Raw genomic sequence first — 21461 nt, 5'->3', positions numbered from 1 at the left:
AGATCTAACATACTCTAGCAACGGTATATCATTTTCACAAGGTGAAATACCTTAAAAATCAGTCTTTTGCTTATACAAGCGGTGAAATTGTGGTAAGTTTGCGGGCTTTTCTCAGGCCCGGTGGAATTTTCCTGAAATGACCCTGAAATCCGACGACATCCGCAACATTGCGCACCTGGCGCGACTGCATATTGATGAAGATGCCATTGACGATTACGTAAACGATTTAACCAGCATCCTGTCGCTGGTTGACCAAATGAATGCAGTCGATAGCAGCGGGGTCGCTCCACTGTCAAATCCACTCGATGCGAGCCAGCGCCTGCGTAGCGATGAAGTCACTGAAACCAACCAGCGTGACAAGTTCCAGCAGATCGCTCCGGATGTCGCCGACGGATTTTACCGGGTACCGAAGGTGATTGAATAATGACGGACAGCGTCACCGGGATATGCCAGGGTCTGGCCCGGGGTGAATTTTCGAGCGTCGAAATCACCCAGGAGTACCTGGCACGCATTCAGCAGCACAACCCGGTACTTAATTGCTATATCAGCGTGAACGAAGAGCTGGCGCTCGAGCAGGCACGGCAGGCCGACGCGGCGCGATCCGCCGGCGACGTGAGTCCGCTCAACGGCGTGCCAATTGCGCACAAGGACCTTTTCTGCACAGACGGGATTAGAACTTCCTGCGGCTCACGTATCCTGGATAATTTTATCGCGCCCTACGATGCGACTGTGATCGAACACTTCAAGCGTGACGGCGCGGTGATGCTGGGCAAAACCAACATGGATGAATTCGCGATGGGATCCTCCAATGAGAATTCCTTTTATGGTCCCGTGGCCAATCCGTGGAATATCCAGCACGTGCCGGGCGGGTCATCGGGGGGTTCAGCTGCAGCGGTTGCGGCAGGACTCGCCCCCGCCGCCACGGGCACCGATACCGGTGGTTCGATTCGACAACCCGCCGCTTTCTGCGGAGTAACCGGTATCAAACCGACCTATGGGCGGGTGTCGCGATACGGCATGATTGCCTACGGTTCGAGCCTCGACCAGGGAGGCCCTTTTGCGCGTAGCGCCGGGGACTGTGCACTGTTGTTGCAAACCATGGCCGGTTTCGATCATCGTGATTCAACCTCCTCCGAGGAACCAGTGCCCGATTTCAACGGCCGGTTTTCACAGGGCATCGAGGGCGTGAAAATAGGGTTACCCACAGAATATTTCGCCGAGGGCCTGGACAGTCGCCTGGCTACCGTTATCGACACGGCGATTGGGGAGTTGCGCAAGCTTGGCGCCGAAATAAAGGAAATTTCGCTGCCGAATACCGGCCTGTCGATTCCGACCTACTACGTGATTGCGATGGCGGAATGTTCTTCCAACCTGTCGCGATTCGACGGCGTGCGTTTCGGCTACCGTTGCCAAAATCCGGTGGACCTAGAAGATCTATACAAGCGATCACGTGGCGAAGCCTTTGGTGCCGAGGTTAAACGCCGCATCCTGATTGGTACCTACGCGCTTTCAGCCGGCTATTACGACGCCTACTATCTCAAGGCGCAGCAGCTTCGGCGCATGATCAAGGATGATTTTCAAAACGCTTTCGAAAACGTCGATCTGATCCTGGGCCCGACCACGCCCGATGTCGCATTCGAAATCGGCGCCAAGACGGATGATCCTGTCAGCATGTACCTGCAGGATATTTACACGATTTCGCTGAACCTCGCCGGCCTGCCCGGCATGTCGCTACCGGTTGGCTTTGTCGATGGATTGCCGGTCGGTATGCAGTTGATCGGCAACTATTTCGATGAAGCCGGTTTACTGGCGGTTGCGCATCATTATCAACAGGTCACCGACTGGCATTTACAAACCCCGGATATAGGGCCATGAGCAATTGGGAAAGCGTCATCGGGCTGGAGATTCATGCGCAACTAGCAACCGTGAGCAAGATTTTTTCCGGTGCCTCGACCGCATTTGGTGCCGAACCCAACACCCAGGCCTGCGCGGTCGATCTCGGTATGCCCGGGGTATTACCGGTACTTAACCGCGAGGCCGTCAGCATGGCGATTCGCTTCGGGGTTGCGATTGACGCGGAGATTGATCGTCACTCGGTTTTTGCACGCAAGAATTATTTTTACCCCGATCTGCCCAAGGGTTACCAAATCTCGCAATTCGAACTACCGATTGTCGGCAAGGGGCATATCTCAATCAGCCCCGCCGAGGGTGAGCACAAGGAAATCGGGATTACTCGGGCACATCTCGAGGAAGATGCCGGTAAATCGATTCACGACCAGTTTCCAGATCAGACCGGCATCGATCTGAATCGTGCCGGTACGCCGCTGCTCGAAATCGTATCCGAACCGGATATGCGGTCGGCGAAAGAGGCGGTCGCATACGCGCGTAAAATTCATTCGCTCGTGCGCTACCTCGAAATATGCGATGGCAACATGCAGGAAGGTTCGTATCGTTGCGATGCTAACGTGTCAGTCCGGCGCAAGGGGGAAAGCGAACTCGGCACCCGTGCCGAGCTTAAAAATATCAACTCTTTTCGTTTTCTCGAGCGCGCGATCAATTTTGAAATTGAACGTCAGATCGATTTGATCGAGGATGGCGGGCAGGTGGTGCAGGAGACCCGGCTTTACGATGCCGAGCGCGATGAAACCCGCTCGATGCGCAGCAAGGAAGAGGCCAACGATTACCGCTACTTTCCCGATCCGGATTTACTACCAGTCACCATCAGCGACGACGATATTGCGCGCATCCGTGACGAACTGCCGGAGCTACCCGAAGAGAAAAAACAACGCTATATCGATGACCTCAAGCTGTCCGACTACAACGCCGAGCTGTTAACCGCTAATCGCGATACCGCGCTTTATTTTGAAACCGCGATCGCCGAATCCCCGGAACTGTCCGGGCCGCTTGTCAACTGGATTCTGGGCGACCTCGCAGGTGCTCTGAACAAGAGCGGCCTCGACATCTCGGCGGCACCGATTACACCGGTAATGCTAGCCCAGCTGGTGGCTCGTATCACCGACCAGACAATTTCGGGCAAGATCGCCAAGGAAGTGTTCGAAGCGATGTGGCAGGGTCAAGGTGGCGCCGATGAAATTATCGAGGCGCGTGGCCTGAAACAGATTACCGACAGCGGCGCCATTGAAAACCTGATCGATGCGGTCATCGCCGCGAACCCGGAACAGGTCGAACAGTTCCGCGCTGGCAAGGAAAAAGTCCTTGGCTTTTTCGTTGGCCAGATCATGAAACAGTCGCAGGGCAAGGCTAATCCGGCACAGGTTAATGTGTTACTGCTTAAAAAGTTAAAGTAAAACGCCATGCTTACGATCAAGCGCAGCTGCAGTTATAAAATCATCACCCGCGCCGTACACCGGGGAGACAAACCCCTGGTTGCACTGTTAATGCCGGGTGCTGACGATTGTGAAACCTGTCTTGATCAGGATCAACTGCAGGCCGGTCTCGATGCCAACCCCGGAGCGATTATCGTTTACAATCAACACGCCGACGCGCTGGCGCTGGTTGGAAACCTGCAGGTTACCAGCGACCAGATTTATATTGAAATTCGGCAAGACACCAAGGGTGTGCTGGGCCTGCAGGCGATACGTGATCGCGCACACGAGCCCGAGACCCTTGAACTGATCTACCAGTAACCCGGCAAAAACCTGGTTTTTGCTGGAAGAAGGGCAAACGCCATGTCGAAAGTATTACTCATCACCGGCGCAGGTCGCGGCATCGGCGCCGAAACCGCGCGCCTGGCGGCCGCGCACGGCTACTCGCTGTGCCTCAACTATTTACGAAACGAGCAAGCGGCCAGCGAATTGCTCGAGACGCTGACTGAAGGGGGTCACCAGGCAATCATCTACCAGGCGGATGTCGGCGTCGAGTCCGAAGTGGAGGCCATGTACCGTGCCATCGATCGCGACCTGGGGCGACTCGACGGACTGGTCAACAACGCGGGCATCCTCGAACCGCAAAGCGATCTTGTCGATATGTCGCCCGCGCGCTGGCGACGCATTCTCGAAACCAACGTCGTCGGCAGTTTCCTGTGTGCGCGGGAAGCAATCAATCGAATGTCGACCCGATCGGGCGGCAAGGGCGGATCTATCGTTAACTTGTCATCACGCGCAGCCGACCTGGGTGCACCTCACGAGTATATCGACTATGCCGCCGCCAAGGGCGCGATCGATGCGATGACGATAGGACTCGCGAAGGAAGTGGGCGACCAGGGTATCCGTGTTAACGCGGTCAAGCCGGGCCTGATTTATACCGACATTCACGCCGATGGCGGAGAAGCGGGTCGGGTCGATCGCCTCAAGGCGGGTGTACCGATGCAGCGAGGCGGTTATACCGCCGAGGTGGCTGAAGCAATTCTGTGGCTGCTATCGGATGCCTCGAGCTACACCTCGGGCAGTTTCATCGACGTTTCCGGTGGCCGTTAATACATGGCGAAGCAGCATAATCCTGCGTCGATCCCATTATTATCGCTGGATGCGCTCGCCTTCGACAGCGAGACCACCGGCCTGGATACCAGCAGCGCGCGTATGATTCAACTCGGCGCGGTGCGTATTGTGCATGGCGAGGTCGACGAGACCCAGAATTTCCAGCAACTGATCAATCCCGGGGTGCCGATTCCACCCGAAAGCCAGGCCATTCACGGTATCAGCGACGCTGATGTATCTGATGCCAGTGGCTTCAGCGAGGTGGTCAGGGCATTTGACGAATGGCGCGGTGATTCAGTCCTGGTCGGGTATGCGACCGGCTTTGACCTGGCGATGCTGAAACGTGAAACCGAAATTGCCGGGCTCGAATGGTCTGCACCACGTTGTCTGGACGTACGTTTCCTGGTCAATCTACTCTCTCCCAACCTGCCCGATTTTTCACTCGACACTATAGCCGGCTGGATTGGCGTTGAAACCAGGAACCGTCACAGCGCACTGGGTGACGCGATTGCAACCGCCGAAATTTTTGTCGCACTGATCCCGAGACTACGCGAGCGCGGGATTCGCACGCTGGCCGAACTCGAAAGAGCCTGTGAACGCTTCAGCGAGGCCAGTACTCGCGAGGCCCAGATCGGCTGGCTCGATATCCAGCAAGCGAAAAGCACGCGCACCGCATTGGCCCGAATCGACAGCTTTCCCTACCGGCATCGCCTGCGCGACCTGATGAACAGCCCGCCCCTGATCGTTGACCACGGCATCAGCCTGCGCGAAGCGCTGGCGACCCTGATCGACCGAGAGGTCAGCTCCGTCTACGTACATCCTGCGAAAACCGGTGACAAGTTGGGCATCGTGACCGAGCGGGATTTACTGCGCAAGTTTCGTGAACTTGGCGCTGCCGCTTTCGAACTTCCGGTCAGTGATATTGCGGTTTATCCACTGGCAAGCCTGTCTGCCGATGCCTTCGTTTACCGCGCCATCGCGCGCATGAAACGCATGCACGTCCGTCACCTTGGAGTACACGATAACCATGGCAATATTATCGGCGCGCTGTCGGCACGTGACCTGTTGCGCCAACGTGCCGATGACGCGGTACTGCTGGGAGACGACATCGACGCTGCCGATAGTACCGGGCAAATGTCCGCCGTATGGGGCAATATCGCACTGGTCGCCAAGAGCCTGGTTGCAGAGGATGTCGACGTCCGCGACGTGGCCGCAGTGATTTCGCGCGAACTCTGTGCACTGACGCGCCAGGCCTGCATCCTGGCCGAGCGAGAAATGTCGACCCCGCCACCCTGCCCCTACGCCATGCTGGTGCTCGGGTCTGGCGGTCGCGGAGAAAGCCTGTTGGCGATGGACCAGGACAATGCCATCGTATTCGCCGAGGGCGGACCTGGCGGACCTGAAGATCAGTGGTTTGCCGAACTTGGTCGCAAGGTATCCGATATGCTCGATGCTGCGGGCGTACCCTACTGCCAGGGAAAAGTCATGGCGAGCAATCCCGACTGGCGGCTATCGCTGTCGGGCTGGCATGACATGCTGCAAACCTGGATACGGCGCCAGAATCCCGAGGATATCCTGAAGTGTGATATTTTTTTCGACGCGGTCGGCGTACATGGCGATACCGGGCTTGCCGATGCCGTCCTCGACAATGCTTTTAAACTGGGCAGCGAATCGAAACTGTTTATCAAGCTGATGTCGATCAACGCCTGCAAGAATTCGCCGCCACTGGGACTATTTGGTCGCTTCAAACTCGACAATGGCCGCATGGATTTGAAAATGGGGGGCATCATGCCGTTGTTTTCGACGGCACGCGTACTGGCGATCAAGCATCGTCTGCGCGCACGCTCAACGCCGGCGCGCTACACCGCAATCAGTGCAGAAATCGATAACATGCAGATCACGCTGGAAAACCTCAGCGAGGCCCACCGTATTATTTTCCATACCATACTGGAGCAACAATTGCTCGATCTCGAAGCTGGGATACCGCTGTCGAACCGCGTCGCGCCGGGCCAGCTAGGCTCGGCCTCGCGCGATCAATTGAAATGGGCACTGGAACAGGTGCCGAACGTTTCCAATCTACTCGGAGACCCGCTGGCACGGATTTAACTTTGCCGTGAGAGCACAATATAGTTACCAAGCAGCACCATGGCGAAACCCAGCAGCGCCTGCAAAGTCCAGATGTAATTTTCAAACAGCGTTGACAGACCCAGCGCGATGACCGGAAATAAAACCGCGGCATAGGCCGCCTTGTCGGCTCCGATTCGTCCGACCAGCGTAAGGTATGATCCGAACGCCAGGATCGAACCGAAAACCGCAAGATAAATCAGCGAGAGGCTGTAACTCAAAGTGGGGTCATAGTTAAACGTGGCGCGACTGAACAACGCGAAAACGATCATGATCATCGTGCCGTAGGCCATGCCCCAGGCATTTGTCTGCACTACCGGTATACCGGATTTCTGATTTCGCGCTGAAATAATATTGCCTATCGAGGCAAAGAAGGTCGCGATCAGGCACATCCACAACCCACGCCAGGTATCGGCAATATTTTCGACCGAACTGACTTCGGACCAGAAAATTGCTGCGATACCACCAATACCAATACAGGCGCCCAGCATGACGCGCGGTCGGACCGGACTGCCCATGAAAACGGCACCGTTGACGATGTTCATCAAAATAACCGTGGAAAACAGCAGCGCAACAATGCCGGAGGTCAGCAGCGATGTCGCCCAGTAAAATACGAGGTAATTACTCGAGAATAGAAACAACCCCTGCAGTGCAATAAAACCATGCTCGCTCACCGTGAAGCGTAACTTGCGCCGCGTGAACAAACAGAATAACAGCAGGATTATCGCTGCCAGGCCAAAGCGGTAAACCAGTGAGATTTCAGCAGCAACCGTTCCGAGTTGAAATGTTATCGCAAACCAGGTGGAGCCCCAGATCAACACCGCGGCAAGGTACAGGCTTGCTGAATGGGTAACCATTGCGAATCTACTCAATCCGCAAATGCGGCCATCCAGCAATCACTGAGCAACCTCTGTAATCCTCGATAATCAAATAATACCGACTCATCCATCGGGCGCGCCCCCGCACAATAGGTGCGCAACAATCGCTGACTTTGTTCGAGGCCAAGGTTTGCCGCGTTGCAAATTGTCGCCAGGTCCCAGTAAGGCGATGCCATTGCCGAGAACTCCCAGTCGATTAACCATATCCGTTTATTGTCCAGCAACAGGTTATCGAGCACCAGGTCGTTATGCGAGGCAACATAAGAGCTGTCGCGGGCCTCGAGTAACGATAGTACGCGCTCGGCTTGCCGCATTCGCGGCCACAGGCTCTGCTGTTCCGCCTGGCCCAATATTTCGTAAAACCGGTGCAACAGGTCATTCAGATCTACCTTACCGCGAAATCGAAGCTGGCTACGATGCAGGCGCTGTATCGGCGCAAGAATCGCTGACAACAATTTATCGCTATCAAAATCGGCGGCGCGCAGTGCGCGACTTGAATTCAGCGTCGGCGTTAGCGTAATGCCCGCACTGTCTCGCCAACTTGCTTGTGGCGCGATGCCAAGATCGAATGCCAGCGACTGGTTGTGGGCTTCGGCGCCACGATCGATATATCGATTGGTTTTGGATTTCGGAATTCGCAATACCCAGTCGTGTGCCGGATTTTGAAGTCTAAAATTATGGTTGGTCAAGCCCGCTAACGGCGTTATCTCGAAATCTTCGGGTGCGAAGTCCTTCAACAGCGGCAAGCATGAGAATACCTTTTCAATTTCGGCCTGACTCACGGCGCCCCCAGGTAATCGCGTACTTCCGGCAGCTCGGATTGTTCGAGTAATGTCAACGTCGGTTCTACAGCAGCAACTTTACCATTGCAGATAAAAGCAGTCCGTGCCGATGCAATCAACGCATCACGGGGCTGGTGACTGACCAGCATTGCCACCATTTTACATTCATCAACCAGGTTTTTGACCAGCTCTATCAATTCAGCCCGTAGCGCCGGACCGAGTGCCGCGAAAGCTTCATCGAGCAGCAAGATTTTACGCCTGCGCACCAGGGCCCGCGCCAGCGCAACACGCTGCCGCTGCCCACCCGAGAGTTCACCAGGTTTGCGCAATTGCAGCCCGCCAAGTCCGAGTCGCGCGATGGCTGCATTTGCCTCGCTGACCTGTTGCGGTGCCAAACGCAAAGAGGTGTTGATTCCCAGTGCGACATTGGTAAAGACATCGAGGTGCGGGAACAGGTTGTGCTGTTGAAAAACAATTGACACCGGGCGCGATGCCACGGGCAGCTTTTCAATGCCCTCATCATCGAGCAGAATCCGCCCTGAACCCGGTGCCAGGAAACCGGCGATAAGCGCCAGCAGCGTCGATTTACCGGAGCCACTCGGGCCGATCAGGCTTAATACTTCACCCGGTTCGACCTTCAGATCGAAATACATGGGCGATGAATGTTCACCCGCGTAACGAAACGCCAGTTGCCTGATTTCAAGCATCGGGTTTCCCGCCAATACCCCGTTCCAGCAGCCAGAAAACGCCGAGGCACAGGCACAGCAGTACCAGCGCGGTCACTGTTGCATCCGGGATCCGATAGGCGCCGAGCTGTTGATATATGACCAGTGGCAGGGTTGCGGTTTCGGGAGTACCAAACAACGCAATGACGCCGAGGTCGCCCATCGCAAGTGCCGCGACCAGAGCAGCAGCCAATCCCAGCGAGCGGCGACTTAGCGGCCATTCGAGATAACGAAACCGGTTCCAACCCTGCAAACCCAGACTCTGACAAAGGTAATCGTAGCGGGCATAATTTTGTCGCAGTGTCGCGCCCAGGCTGCGAATGACGAACGGCAGTCCCATCAATGCGTTGATTATGATCACAATCGGGTAGACCCATTTAAAGACATCAACCCGCGATGATAACAGCACGAATATCCCGGTACCGATGACAAGTGGCGGCACCACGTAAACGATCGATCCGGCAAGATCGACCAACTTTGCCCGGCCCGTTTGTCCCGCATGAGCGAGGCTCGCGTTATATTGCAGCAGAAACCAGCCTGCGCAGACCGACAGTAACGCCGTCGATAAACCGATAAGCAGCGTCTTGCCAATTGCCAGCCACAGATAATGACTGGCGATAACCTGCACAACCGGTCCTGTAAAGGCATCGACTAACATCGACAACAGCGGTAAACCGACGTAAACCGCTGCCACCAGTATTAGTGCCACGTTGAGCGGATTATGCATAATGCGGTTCATCCGCGCCCCGGAATTCAGCGCGATTTCAACTTCGGGCAAACGTTGCAGTTTTAGCGTGGCAATGGCTACCAGCATGCATACCAGGAGCTGCAGCAGTGCCAGCACAACGGCCCTGGCAGGATTAAAATCAAAACGCAGTGACTGGTAAATCGCGACTTCCAGGGTCGTGCTTTTTGGACCGCCACCCAGCGTTAATACCACTGCAAAGCTGGTCAGGCACAACATGAATACCAGCAGCATAATCCCCGGTAATGCTTCGCGCAGGGCTGGCCATTCAAGCAAACGCCAGCGTTGCCACGCACTCATACCGAGCTGCTCGCCAAGCTGCCAGTGGTGCTCGGGAATCGTCTGCCATTGTGGTAACAGCAACCGCACCGCGAGCGGCAGATTGAAGAAAACATGCGCCAGCAATATGCCGTTCAGCCCGTACAGCGACCCGCCGAGCGATACCCAGCCATCGCTGCCATAAACGGAAACCACTCCCATCACGGCAACCACCGCGGGCACGACCAGTGGTAACGCGAAGAGTCGAAGTAACAGGGCGCGCATCGGGAAACTCGGTTGCAGTGCAAAGGCACGTGCAACCAGGATTGCCGGTAATACACTTAATAGTGTCGAAAGGCTCGCCTGCCAGAGACTGAACCATAAAACCCGTCGAATATATCTGCTATGCCAGAACTGCAGGTCGCCGGACTCGTAACCCGGCAGTCCACTGAGGTTTACCAGACTGATCAACGGCGCCAATATGATCAGCCCGAGCATTACCAGCACGATGCCTGCCGGTATTGCACGTGGATTTACCGGGGTCATCAGTCTAGCGCGACATGACCTCAAGCCATTCATCCACCCATCTTTTACGCTCGCTCGCAACCAGCTGGTCATCCAGCAACAGCGCGGGAGATGGGTCGATTAACTGCCCGAAGTCCGGTGGTAATCGATCGCTCGACAAGGCCGCGGGATACATCCAGTTAGTCGTCGGGATAATCGCCTGGAATTTCTCGCTCAGCATAAATTCGAGAAAGTCCCGCGCCAGTTTCTTTTGCTGGCTGCTTTGCACGAGGCCGGCGACCTCGATCTGCTGGTAGTGACCCTCGCTAAATTGCGCGGCTGCATACCGCGTGTCGTTCTCGGCGATGATGTGATAAGCCGGGGACGTGGTATAACTGAGCACCATGTCGGCCTCGCCTTTTAAAAACAGGCCATAGGCTTCACTCCAGCCCTTGCTCACGGTAACAATGCGCCTTGATAACCGGGCCCAGGCCTCGTCAGCCTCGTCGCCGTAAACCTTCTTTATCCATAGCAGCAAACCCAGGCCCGGGGTCGACGTTCGCGGGTCCTGTACCAGGATACTGGGCCCCTGCTCTGCCTCGATCAGTTGTCGCAAACTCGATGGCGGATTAGCCAGTTTTTCGCGGTTGTAGATAAAAGCAAAATAGCCGTAGTCATAGGGTAAAAATAAATCACTCAGCCATGGTTCCGGTAGCGTCGAGTTTTCAAAGGCAATGCCATGGGCCTCAAACAGACCACTAGCGCGCGCATCTGCGGTCAAGCTGGTGTCGATTCCGAGTAAAATATCGGCCCTCGTGTTTTTGCCTTCAAGCTTAAGCCGATTGAGCATCGATACCCCGTCTTCCAGGCCCACTAATTCGAGACTGCAATCGCATTGGGCTTCGAACGCTGTTTTGATCTGGGGTCCTGGCCCCCAGTCGCTGGTAAACGAATCATAGGTATACACTACCAGTTTGGGTGTTGCAGCCTGTAGTGCAAAAGACGACAGCAACAGGATGCTGCCGAGGCATCTTGTAATTGAACACATAATAATCTCCATTTAGCTGAACGTTAAAACGGAGAGATGGGAACCAGCTTTAGTACGCTCACATCCCTACGCCAGTATTAACTGGATCAGGTTCATCGAGTTGGTGTCGAAACAACACCTCTCAGCTCGCTAGAGCACCCCGTTGAGGAATGATGACTATATTATTAGTGCCATACCCGCGCAAGCGGGAATAACGTCGGACTGTAATGATGCTTGCGTAACTATTTTTTATATTCGAGGCCTGGTTTGAGTTCTTCGAACATCTTGTACACGGTTTCCGTCATGCCCAGCGAGGCGTAAGTCTTTTGCGCAACGGTATTCCAATGCTCGACGTAGAGGCGGAAGCCACAGACCGCGGGTTCCTGTTCGGCGAGCTCCTTGACGCGCTGATACAGCTCACGGTAAAGGCCCTGGCGGCGATACGCGGGGCGCACGTAGACGCTCTGAATCCACCAGAACCTGCCGTTGCGCCAGTCGCTCCATTCTGTGGTCACCATCAGCGACGCCTGGATGCCATTATCAAGCTCTACCACCAGGTAAAAGCCCATTTGTGGATTTTCGATCATCGCCTTTACTCCGGCACCGATGACCTCGGGTAAGAGTTCAATTCCTTCGGTTTCGTGCGCCATGCTAATGTTAAATTCCACCAGTTCTGCCGCATCCTGTAGTAGTGCCCTTCGAATAATCATGGCATCTCCCCGCTTACTGTTTCTGGCGCAGTGCTTTGCGCGCTTCTTTTTTGGCCGCCTTTTCGGCCCGAATAATCTCAACCTGCTCCCATTCGGCAGCAAAATCCGCGGGTGTTTCCAGGCAAACTCCACCCAGTTCCCCGCTACGCAACTCGTTGATCAACAACCGCGATACCTTTTCCAGGTCTACCCGGCCACCGGCAATAATGCAGCCCCGGTTGCGTGCAATCGCTTCCAGCAATTCTATCTCGGTCTGCGGCAGCGGCTCGATGCCGTAACGTTGCGTCAGGCGCTCGGGATAAGTTTTGAGCATAAATCCGGCGACAAAACTCGCAACCTCCTGAATCTCCAGCGCGGTATCACGTATCGCACCAGTGGCGGCAAGGCGGTAGCCGCTGGCCTCGTTTTCGATATTCGGCCACAGCATTCCAGGCGTATCGATCAGCGTCAGTTCGGATGATATCTCAACGCGCTGCTGCATGCGCGTGAGGGCAGCTTCGTTCCCGGTTTTGGCGATACGGCGAGCCGCCAACCGGTTGATCAGGGTTGATTTGCCAACATTGGGGATGCCGGCAATCATCGCATAAATCATCGACGTCCGATTGTTACGCCGCGGCACCAGGGCACGGCATAATCCGGGCAGCTCGAAAATAGAGTTATCACTGAGGCTGCAAACCAGCGTTTTTACAAGATTCTGCTGTTCCAGGCTAGTTATCCATTCGGCGAGTTGCGTTGGGTACGACAAGTCACTTTTGTTGAGCAGTTTGATGCAGGGCTTATCGCGCCGCAGCTCCGCCAGCATCGGGTTTTCGCTGGACCCGGGCAAGCGCGCATCGAGCACTTCGATCACAAGATCGACCTGTGGCAAGATCTTGGTGAACGCCTTGCTCGCCTTGTGCATATGGCCCGGATACCACTGAATCATGACGTATCTACTGTGAAAAGACTCCCATATTCTGGCTAACTCTATTCCCAATGTCATTAAAACGTTTAAACTACCGCCATGGCTGAAATCAGGCACCGCATCGGCGTTGGCGGCAGCGCTGCACAGGTTTACGAATTGCTGACGACCGATACCGGGCTGTCAAAATGGTGGACGACCGACACCCGGGGTGCCGGTGCCGTGGGATCGATTATCGAGTTTCGCTTTGGCGGTGGCGGTCCCGATTTTGAAGTCATCGAGTTAATTCCTGATCGTCTGGTCCGTTGGCGGCATTCGGGCGAGATGCCGCCCGACTGGATGGGCTCCGAAATCCTGTTTGAGCTCAATGAAGACGGCAAGCAGACGATTGTAAACTTCAGCCATTATAACTGGCAAAAATCTTCTGAGTTTCTGGCGCACTGCAGTACCAAGTGGGGAATTTTCATGATGAGCATAAAATCCTGTATCGAAACCGGCAGGGGTCAGCCTTACCCGGACGACGTCCATATCGACTTTGACGAGTAGCATGCCCGATTCCGATAACATTATTGCCGAGCTCGAATCCGAGTTTGTTGAACTCTACAAGATACTGAAATTTGAAGGTCTTGCCGACAGTGGCGGTAATGCCAAACAGGCAATAACCGACGGCCTGGTCAGCGTCAATGGCGAGATTGAAACCCGGAAACGCAAAAAGATCCGGCCGGGTGATCAAATCGACTTCATCGATCACCACATTGACGTCATCGAAAAAGCCGGCGGCTGATTTCGCCAATACTTACGCGGCGGTCCGCCGAAGCGGGATGACGCTCATTTTATTCTAGGCTAGAATAGCGACCCTTTTTAAACCCGGCTCTGGATTTACGCTCCAGGAGGCTAGATGACATCTCCCATCGTCATTGCGACGCTTTACCGTTTCGTGCACTTAGATAATTTTGCTGAATTACGCGAGCCACTGTTGCAGGTGATGCTCGACAAACAGGTCCGTGGTACCCTGCTGCTTGCCGCCGAAGGCATCAATGGAACCGTTGCCGGCAGCAGGGCTTCGATCGACTACCTGCTCGACACCCTGCAGCGGGATTCTCGACTGAGTGATCTCGATTGCAAGGAATCTTATGATGATGAAATGCCCTTTTACCGATCACGCGTCAAACTGAAACGCGAAATTGTGACCATGGGCATCGAAGGTATTGACCCTGACTACCGGGGCACCTATGTCAGCCCGGCCGACTGGAATGAATTGATCAGCGATCCCGAGGTAACCCTGATCGACACCCGTAATGAATATGAATCGGCAATCGGCAGCTTTGATAGCGCAATACACACCAACACACAGTCGTTCCGTGATTTTCCGAGCTACGCTGCGCACCACCTCGATCCGCAAAAACACCGCAAGGTAGCGATGTTCTGCACCGGTGGCATTCGCTGTGAAAAGTCGACTGCTTACTTGCGCCAGCAGGGCTTTGACGAGGTTTATCATTTACAGGGCGGTATTTTGAAGTATCTTGAAGAGGTGCCCGAAGCCGAGAGTCGCTGGCATGGCGAGTGCTTCGTATTCGATAATCGCGTCAGCGTGAATCACGCGCTTGAAAAGGGCAGCTATGACCAGTGTCATGCCTGCCGTTTACCGATTACCGAAGCCGACAAGGCCAGTGACAAGTACCAGGCCGGTGTCAGCTGCCCGGCCTGTTATGATTCCAGATCGAATCATGAACGCGGTCGCTTTCGTGAGCGCGAAAAACAGGTCAGGCTTGCCCTGGATCGAGGCGAAGATCACATCGGTGCCGACGCCGCCAGGCAGGCCGACCAGCGCAGGCAGGCCAAGCTGGCCGCCAAGCAAATCCAGCGTAGTACGGAGAATTAAAGTCGTCGCAACGCGATGATTTTATTATCGGCGTCGACATCGACGCTGAAACGCCCCTGGATCCCCTCTGCGGTAACGTGCCGGTAAAAATTGGACGCGGGCAGCTGCAGCTTTACCCCCTGGTCAGACTCAACCACGATGTAGCGTGCCTGGCCCTCGTAAATGGCCCGGGTCTTCATCGCCGATAGCGCCATGTCGAATTCAAAAGTATGCATGTGCTAACCTGTTATAGTGCATTTTTTTAGTTTAAATAAACCTGTTGAAAACGATCGGCTTAATCGGTGGCATGAGCTGGGAGAGCAGCCAGCTTTACTATCAACTTATCAATAGCGAGGTCAGGCAGCGCCTGGGCGGGTTGCATTCGGCGAAATTACTAATGTACAGCGTCGATTTTGCACCGATCGAGAAACTACAGCATGACGGGGACTGGGAAGCTGCAGCACAAATCCTGGTCGATGCAGCGTATCGAATCGAGGCCGGGGGGGCTGACTTCTTTTTGATTGGCACCAATACCATGCACCGGGTTGCTGACGTAGTCAACGCGGCGGTCGATATCCCGCTGCTGCACATCGCCGATGCGACTGCGCAGGTATTGAAACAGGAGGGTGTTGAACGCGTCGGTTTGCTCGGCACCGCGTTTACGATGGAGCTCGATTTTTACCGCGATCGTATCACCGGAGACCATGGTATCGAGGTTGTGGTGCCTGAAATGCACGACCGGCAAATGGTGCATGACATCATTTACCAGGAGTTATGTCAGGGTCAGATTGAACCCGAATCACGCGAGGTTTATCTCGCTATTATCGATCGATTGCGCGAACAACACATCGATGGCGTCATTTTGGGTTGCACCGAGATCGGTCTGTTACTGCAGCAACAGCATACCGATATCAAGCTTTACGATAGTACCGCAATTCATGCCAGCCAGGCGGTCGCCATGGCCATAGAATCAAACTAGGAACCTGGAAGCGACGGAATAATTAATTCAATGGTGAGATCCGACAAGGCAAAGGCGCTGCAGAACAAGGTATAGCCCTGTTCGGTTTGCGCCTCGGAAATTGCATCGGGCTGCCCGGTTGGATAATTGATTTCACCCCGGTGCAGCTTTCCCAGGCATGAACCACAGCGCCCGCCACGGCAACTATAGGAAATCAGGATATTGGCCGCATGAGCAGCCGCGAGAATAGACTGGTCAGCCGGACAAGCGAACTGCTCACCCGTCGGAATTATCGTGACCTGGTAAATCGATTCCGAGATGCGCTCAGCTCATTGGCAGGCTGCGCTTGCTATTGAGCCAGCGAATAATAGGATCCCATTGATCAAGATCCTTACGCACCGAATAAGGCGCCAGCTCGAATATACCGAGTCCGCGTTCCGCGGCGCGCACATAGTTCTGGGTTTCCCGTAATACGCTGATAAAGGGCGCCTTGCGCACTTTGCGCAGGTAATGATCAAGCTCATGATAAATATTGTAAGTTTCACGACAGCGATTTGCGATCAGGGCAACCCTCGCTTCCTTGCGCGCAATACGACCATTGTTGAGCACTTTCTGGATGAACGGGGTTGCTGCTCGCATATCGATTGGCGAGGGTAGTACCGGAATAATGATGCTTTGCGCGCGTCGCAAGAAATCACTTAACTCCCTGCCGTGGACCGCGGCAGGCGTGTCATATACGACATAGTCGGCACTTCGGGGAATCCGGAAGTGACCGCCGGATCCATCTACGCCAGTAATTGAACTGCGTCCGCTGGGTCTCGCTTCCAGCCATTCCAGACTGGAGGCCTGAGGATCGAGATCGACCAGCATGACCTTTTTTCCCTGGGTTGCATAGTAGCTGGCAATGCTCGTCGCTACCGTGCTCTTTCCCGAGCCGCCCTTGGAATTTAACACCATGATTGAGCGCATGTTACCTCCGGTTTCGTTTTTTATTGTGAGTACTGATTATCGTCGAATTTCTATGCCGGTGCAAAAGCTGGCATTCAATCAAGCCCGAGCTCGGACCATACCTGGTCGATCCTGTCGACAACGTCAGGTGACATGACGATCGGCTTGCCCCATTCACGCCCGGTTTCACCGGGCAGCTTGTTGGTCGCGTCCAGCCCCATTTTTGACCCCAGGCCGGATACCGGGGAGGCAAAGTCTAGATAATCGATGGGCGTGTTTTCGATCAAAGTAATGTCGCGCGCCGGATCGGCACGCGTTGAAATCGCCCAGATGACATCCTCCCAGCTGCGGGCATCGATATCGTCGTCCACGACGATGACAAACTTGGTATACATGAACTGGCGCAGGAACGACCAGACTCCCATCATTACCCGCCTGGCATGACCGGGGTACTGTTTTCTGATGCTGACGATCGCCACCCGATAAGAGCAACCTTCAGCTGGCAGGTAAAAATCGACGATTTCAGAAAACTGCTTTTGCAGGATCGGTATGAAGACCTCGTTGAGCGCTAGCCCGAGTACCGAGGGTTCATCGGGTGGTCGGCCGGTATAGGTGCTGTGATATATCGGATTTTCGCGTGTGCTCATGGACTCGACCGTGAATACCGGAAATTTCTCGATTTCGTTGTAATAGCCGGTGTGATCACCAAAAGGGCCCTCATCGGCTTCATCACCTGCATATATATGGCCTTCGAGTATGATTTCGGCGCGCGCAGGGATCTCGAGATCGGAAAGCAGCGACCGGGTTACTTCGGTTTTGGAGCCCCGCAGCAGCCCGGCAAAAGCATATTCTGAAAGCGCGTCAGGGATAGGCGTAACTGCCGCCAGGATGGTCGCCGGATCACATCCCAACACTACCGAGACCGGGAAAGGTTCATCACCTTTTTGCTGGCACCATTCCTGGTAATCCAGGGCTCCGCCGCGGTGCGATAACCAGCGCATGATGAGACGGTTGCGGTCGATCATTTGCTGACGATAAATTCCGAGGTTTTGCCGTTGCTTTGTCGGTCCCCGGGTGGTGACAAGGCCCCAGGTGATGAGCGGTGCAGCATCTTCCGGCCAGCAGGTCTGGATCGGCAGCCTGCCCAAATCGACCTCATCGCCGTCGAATCGAACTTCCTGGCATTTGCCTTTTTTTACAACCTTTGGCGACATATCGAGAACTTTTTTATAGATTGGCAGCGTTTTCATCGCTTCCCTGAAGCCTTTTGGTGGCGCGGGCTCCTTCAGAAAGGCCAGTAATTTCCCGACTTCGCGTAACGACGTCGCATTATTCTCTCCCAGCGCCAATGCGACGCGACGCTCGGTACCGAACAGATTGGCCAGCAGTGGAATCTCGCTGTCCCCGGGTCGCTCGAACAGCAGCGCCGGTCCGCCAGCGCGCAGGACACGAGCCGCAATCTCTGTAATCTCAAGATGGGGTGAGACTGTTTTGCTGATACGTTTTAGATCGCCACCCTGCTCGAGCTGGTCGATAAAGTCTCGCAGGTCCCGGTATTCCATTTACCAGATCTTGATGCCGTGAAATTTTCTTTTGATTCGAGCCTCGATGAATAACTTACTGACCAGGAAACTTAAAATTATTATGACGACAATTATCGGCACGATGATTTCCCAGTAACGCATAAACGTGTCCTTCAAAACAAAGATGGCGGGCGCGCTATCAGCATCTTTCAGATCAATTTCACGCTGTTTTGCCTCAACTTCTTGTTGCAACTCTTCGATCGATTTGGCTGACTTTTGTTTCTCGGATTCAAGCAGGTCTATTTTTTCGACCAGGCCGTCCATATCCTTTTCATACTGGTCGATGACGGCCTTGCTGTTGCTGAATTTTTCGATTTCTGAGGCAAGGCTTGCCGTCTTTTTTTGCTCTTCCTGGTATAAAATATTGAAGGTCGGCTTGGTCGACAGAAAACCGCGTTTAACCCATCCCTTGGTACCATCGGCCGTGGTAACAAACGCGTAGGGGCCCTGAATCTGCTCTATTTCGAGTATATCCCCCGATTGCAGCAGCTTAATAACCTGGCTGGACGAATTTGCCTGCTGGTACAGCGACAGGCGTAACTGGTCGGTGACATACTGCCTGTCCGTATCCTGATCGGTTGTTTCCTGGGCTGCAACCAGCACACAGTAAAAAACCAGGGTTAAACCCAGATATTTCATTTTTAACATTAGCTAGCCAATTCCACTATGTTTTAATAATGCATCGATTTCCGGCTCGCGGCCACGAAAACATCGGAAGGATTCCATTGCAGGACGTGAACCCCCCTGTTCCAGCACACATTGCAGAAATCTTTGCCCGGTTTCAGGATTGAATATTCCTTCTTCTTCAAATGCAGCAAAAGCATCTGCGGATAATACTTCCGCCCACTTGTAGCTATAGTAACCTGCCGCATACCCGCCTGCAAAAATATGTGAAAAACTATTCTGAAAGCGATTAATTGGGGGTGTTTTAACGACCGCAGTCTCGGATCTGACTAGGTCCAGAATCGACTGAATTTCCCCGGCTGAACTAATTTCCGTCTGCTGATGCAGGCGAATATCGAACAAGGCAAACTCTATCTGGCGCAACATCTGCAGGGCGCTTTGAAAATTCCGTCCAGCCAACATTCGTTGGTAAAGTTCGCCCGGTAGTGGCTCATCCGTCTGGTAATGCCGTGCAAACAGGTCAAGTGCCTCGCGCTCCCAGCAAAAGTTTTCCATGAACTGGCTTGGCAATTCGACCGCGTCCCACTCGACGCCGTTGATGCCGGCCACATCCGGTACGTCGACTTGCGTCAACATATGGTGAAGCCCGTGGCCAAATTCATGAAATAGTGTGATGACCTCATCGTGCGTAAATAGCGCCGGCTCTTCACCCAGCGGGGGCGTCAGGTTACAGGTCAGGTAGGCAACCGGTAGCTGGATTTTACCATCGATACGATAGCGATTGACGCACTCATCCATCCAGGCCCCACCGCGCTTGTTTTCGCGTGCATAAAGGTCCAGATAAAACTGGCCAATTGCCTCGGCCTGATCATTTAGTATCTGGTAAAGACTTACAGCTTCATCCCAGACATCGATTTCGGCGCTTACTCTCGAAATACTGACACCGTATAGCCTGGCGACGATATCAAACAAGCCCTTGATCACCCGGTGGTCAGAGAAATAAGGCTTCAGGTCTTCGTCGGATATCTGGTAACGATGTTGTTTCAGCTTTTCGCTGTAGTAAGCGTAATCCCAGGCCTCAAGCTCTCCGACAAATCCCAGTGACTCGGCGTAGGCCTGACGCTCATCAACCTCGGCCATCGCGGCGGGTTTTGAACGTTCGGCCAGATCGTTCAGAAATTCGATCACCTGGTCGACACTTACCGCCATCTTGGTTTCCAACGAGTATTCGGCGTAAGAGCTAAATCCCAACATCTTGGCTTTTTCTTGTCTTTTAGCGACAATTTCGACCATGATAGCTGCATTATCCCAGATTTTGTCAGTGAATCCCTGGTCTGAAGCACGCGTCACATAGGCTTCATAAAGCGCTTTTCGCAGATCCCGATTATCGGCATAGGTGATCACCGCGAGATAGCAGGGCATGTCGAGGGTAACCCGATAACCCGTTACTTCTTTCTGTGCAGCAAGTTGTCGCAACATGGCCAGCCCGTACTCGGGCAAGCCCTGTAATTCTGTCTTGTCTTCGGTCAGGTACTGCCAGGCTTGAGTGGAATCGAGCAGGTTATTTTCAAATTTCGACTGGAGGTCGGACAATTCCTTTTGCAACTGCTGGTAACGCGACCTGTCTTCTCCTTCAAGCTCGACCCCGCCCAGACGAAAATGCTTCAACGCGTCGGTGATCGCTTTTTGCTGGGCCGGGCTGAATTCGTCAAATTCTGCCGAAGCGGCGATGTTTCGATATCCCCGGTAAAGTTCGCGATTTTGACTGATCTCGGTCGAATATTCGCTGAGTAAAGGCAAGCAGTTATTGTAGGCGTCTCGCAGTGCCGGACTGCTCTTGACCGAGTTCAGATGCCGCACCGGTGACCAGGCCTTGTCGAGGCGATCGCCCATTAACTCCAGTGGTTTGATCAGGTTGTCCCAGTTTGAATCCGGTTGTTGGGTTAACTTTGCGATCGCGCCCCGATTTTTATCAATCAACTGCTTGATTGCGGGTTCAATTATTTCGGGGCTTATTTTGCTGAAAGCCGGCAGGTTGCCGGGTTCGAGTAACGGATTGCTCAAGGCTTCGGCCACATGGTCTATATCAAGTCGGGTAGTCTACTCAACTGGGGAGCGCATTCAAATGGAAAAGGGTGCGCGGATTGAAAACATCACGATAAGTGCAGTAAAGGCCAGAAACGCGGCCGATACCGACAAACCGGCACGCCATTTTTTATGTGACAGCAAATCCTCCTCCGGCGTTGCCGATAGAATATAGGGCTGGTCCCCGTTCTCGGGACGCGACATTACGTGGTGCTCCTTATGCTCACTGTTCAGCCGGTTAAGCACTAATTTGCGTGCTGCTGCCCGGATCGCTTTCCATTCCCGTTTCTCGATTTTCCCGTTCTGATCCAG

The 21461-nt window shown here is 54.1% G+C and carries 23 protein-coding genes and 1 riboswitch; of the genes, 10 read left to right on the top strand and 13 right to left on the bottom strand.

Annotated elements, in window-relative coordinates; translation table 11 throughout:
* Positions 1 to 136: 136 nt before the first annotated feature.
* Genes gatC through OES20_15005 form a run of 6 tightly spaced genes read left to right on the top strand, consistent with a single transcriptional unit; the run spans position 137 to position 6542 of the window.
* On the top strand, positions 137 to 424 hold the full coding sequence (gene gatC, locus OES20_15030; GenBank protein ID MDH3636013.1) for an Asp-tRNA(Asn)/Glu-tRNA(Gln) amidotransferase subunit GatC: 288 nt from the start codon (positions 137 to 139) through the stop codon (positions 422 to 424).
* Positions 424 to 1875: an Asp-tRNA(Asn)/Glu-tRNA(Gln) amidotransferase subunit GatA gene (gene gatA / locus OES20_15025; GenBank protein MDH3636012.1), complete on the top strand. Its 1452-nt coding sequence runs from the start codon at positions 424 to 426 to the stop codon at positions 1873 to 1875. Before gatC ends, gatA begins: the two co-directional genes overlap by 1 nt.
* On the top strand, positions 1872 to 3308 hold the full coding sequence (gene gatB / locus OES20_15020; GenBank protein ID MDH3636011.1) for an Asp-tRNA(Asn)/Glu-tRNA(Gln) amidotransferase subunit GatB: 1437 nt from the start codon (positions 1872 to 1874) through the stop codon (positions 3306 to 3308). Before gatA ends, gatB begins: the two co-directional genes overlap by 4 nt.
* Before the next feature lie 6 nt (positions 3309 to 3314).
* Complete coding sequence (locus OES20_15015) at positions 3315 to 3647, top strand: hypothetical protein (protein ID MDH3636010.1); 333 nt, start codon at positions 3315 to 3317, stop codon at positions 3645 to 3647.
* A 42-nt stretch (positions 3648 to 3689) separates the two neighbouring features.
* A complete protein-coding gene (locus OES20_15010; protein MDH3636009.1) occupies positions 3690 to 4436 on the top strand; it encodes an SDR family oxidoreductase in 747 nt (248 codons plus the stop codon).
* 3 nt (positions 4437 to 4439) lie between these two features.
* The gene (locus tag OES20_15005; protein MDH3636008.1) at positions 4440 to 6542 is read left to right on the top strand and encodes a DUF294 nucleotidyltransferase-like domain-containing protein; all 2103 of its coding nucleotides are present in this window, start codon (positions 4440 to 4442) and stop codon (positions 6540 to 6542) included.
* Here OES20_15005 and OES20_15000 read toward each other — a convergent pair.
* From OES20_15000 to ylqF, 7 genes are all read right to left on the bottom strand, one after another.
* Positions 6539 to 7417: a DMT family transporter gene (locus OES20_15000; GenBank protein MDH3636007.1), complete on the bottom strand. Its 879-nt coding sequence runs from the start codon at positions 7415 to 7417 to the stop codon at positions 6539 to 6541. The two genes, OES20_15005 and OES20_15000, sit on opposite strands and share 4 nt — an antisense overlap.
* Positions 7418 to 7428: 11 nt before the next feature.
* Entirely contained in the window at positions 7429 to 8220 is a 792-nt protein-coding gene (locus OES20_14995) for a phosphotransferase family protein (protein MDH3636006.1), read from the bottom strand.
* Entirely contained in the window at positions 8217 to 8927 is a 711-nt protein-coding gene (locus OES20_14990; protein ID MDH3636005.1) for an ATP-binding cassette domain-containing protein, read from the bottom strand. The genes OES20_14995 and OES20_14990 overlap by 4 nt, the downstream gene beginning before the upstream one ends.
* Positions 8920 to 10494, bottom strand: a complete 1575-nt coding sequence (thiP, locus tag OES20_14985; protein ID MDH3636004.1) for a thiamine/thiamine pyrophosphate ABC transporter permease — start codon at positions 10492 to 10494, stop codon at positions 8920 to 8922. Before thiP ends, OES20_14990 begins: the two co-directional genes overlap by 8 nt.
* 4 nt (positions 10495 to 10498) lie before the next feature.
* The gene (thiB, locus tag OES20_14980; GenBank protein MDH3636003.1) at positions 10499 to 11500 is read right to left on the bottom strand and encodes a thiamine ABC transporter substrate binding subunit; all 1002 of its coding nucleotides are present in this window, start codon (positions 11498 to 11500) and stop codon (positions 10499 to 10501) included.
* Between the two features lie 45 nt (positions 11501 to 11545).
* A riboswitch (TPP riboswitch) is annotated at positions 11546 to 11652 on the bottom strand.
* A gap of 69 nt (positions 11653 to 11721) precedes the next feature.
* Entirely contained in the window at positions 11722 to 12189 is a 468-nt protein-coding gene (locus OES20_14975) for a GNAT family N-acetyltransferase (protein ID MDH3636002.1), read from the bottom strand.
* 13 nt (positions 12190 to 12202) lie between these two features.
* Positions 12203 to 13114: a ribosome biogenesis GTPase YlqF gene (gene ylqF / locus OES20_14970; protein MDH3636001.1), complete on the bottom strand. Its 912-nt coding sequence runs from the start codon at positions 13112 to 13114 to the stop codon at positions 12203 to 12205.
* Positions 13115 to 13192: 78 nt separating this feature from the next.
* Between ylqF and OES20_14965 the strand changes: the two genes are divergently transcribed.
* The 3 genes from OES20_14965 (at position 13193) to OES20_14955 (ending at position 14972) form a co-directional block, all read left to right on the top strand.
* Positions 13193 to 13636 (top strand): SRPBCC domain-containing protein, encoded by a 444-nt coding sequence (locus OES20_14965; protein MDH3636000.1) that lies wholly within the window; start codon positions 13193 to 13195, stop codon positions 13634 to 13636.
* A gap of 1 nt (position 13637) precedes the next feature.
* Positions 13638 to 13874 (top strand): RNA-binding S4 domain-containing protein, encoded by a 237-nt coding sequence (locus OES20_14960; GenBank protein ID MDH3635999.1) that lies wholly within the window; start codon positions 13638 to 13640, stop codon positions 13872 to 13874.
* 114 nt (positions 13875 to 13988) lie between these two features.
* Complete coding sequence (locus OES20_14955) at positions 13989 to 14972, top strand: rhodanese-related sulfurtransferase (GenBank protein MDH3635998.1); 984 nt, start codon at positions 13989 to 13991, stop codon at positions 14970 to 14972.
* On the opposite strand, the gene OES20_14950 is transcribed toward OES20_14955, so the two are convergent.
* The gene (locus tag OES20_14950) at positions 14969 to 15187 is read right to left on the bottom strand and encodes a DUF2835 domain-containing protein (GenBank protein ID MDH3635997.1); all 219 of its coding nucleotides are present in this window, start codon (positions 15185 to 15187) and stop codon (positions 14969 to 14971) included. The two genes, OES20_14955 and OES20_14950, sit on opposite strands and share 4 nt — an antisense overlap.
* A gap of 44 nt (positions 15188 to 15231) precedes the next feature.
* On the opposite strand from OES20_14950, the gene OES20_14945 reads away from it, so the two are divergent.
* Positions 15232 to 15930, top strand: coding sequence for an aspartate/glutamate racemase family protein (locus tag OES20_14945; protein ID MDH3635996.1), 699 nt, complete (start codon positions 15232 to 15234; stop codon positions 15928 to 15930).
* 303 nt (positions 15931 to 16233) lie between these two features.
* Here the strand turns inward: OES20_14945 and OES20_14940 are convergent, their stop codons facing one another.
* The 5 genes from OES20_14940 to OES20_14920 form a co-directional block, all read right to left on the bottom strand.
* A complete protein-coding gene (locus tag OES20_14940; protein ID MDH3635995.1) occupies positions 16234 to 16878 on the bottom strand; it encodes a ParA family protein in 645 nt (214 codons plus the stop codon).
* Positions 16879 to 16952: 74 nt separating this feature from the next.
* Positions 16953 to 18419, bottom strand: a complete 1467-nt coding sequence (ubiD, locus tag OES20_14935) for a 4-hydroxy-3-polyprenylbenzoate decarboxylase (GenBank protein ID MDH3635994.1) — start codon at positions 18417 to 18419, stop codon at positions 16953 to 16955.
* Positions 18420 to 19088, bottom strand: a complete 669-nt coding sequence (locus tag OES20_14930) for an SH3 domain-containing protein (protein ID MDH3635993.1) — start codon at positions 19086 to 19088, stop codon at positions 18420 to 18422. It abuts the gene before it with no gap.
* Positions 19089 to 19091: 3 nt separating this feature from the next.
* Positions 19092 to 21128, bottom strand: a complete 2037-nt coding sequence (locus OES20_14925) for a M3 family metallopeptidase (GenBank protein ID MDH3635992.1) — start codon at positions 21126 to 21128, stop codon at positions 19092 to 19094.
* Positions 21129 to 21185: 57 nt separating this feature from the next.
* Positions 21186 to 21461 (bottom strand): hypothetical protein (locus OES20_14920; GenBank protein ID MDH3635991.1); only part of this gene is annotated, 276 nt, incomplete at its 5' end.

The organism is Gammaproteobacteria bacterium (assembly GCA_029862005.1).
Classification (GTDB): Bacteria; Pseudomonadota; Gammaproteobacteria.
Note: the sequence above shows the minus strand (reverse complement) of the source record. Positions and strands in the feature narration are given on the sequence as shown.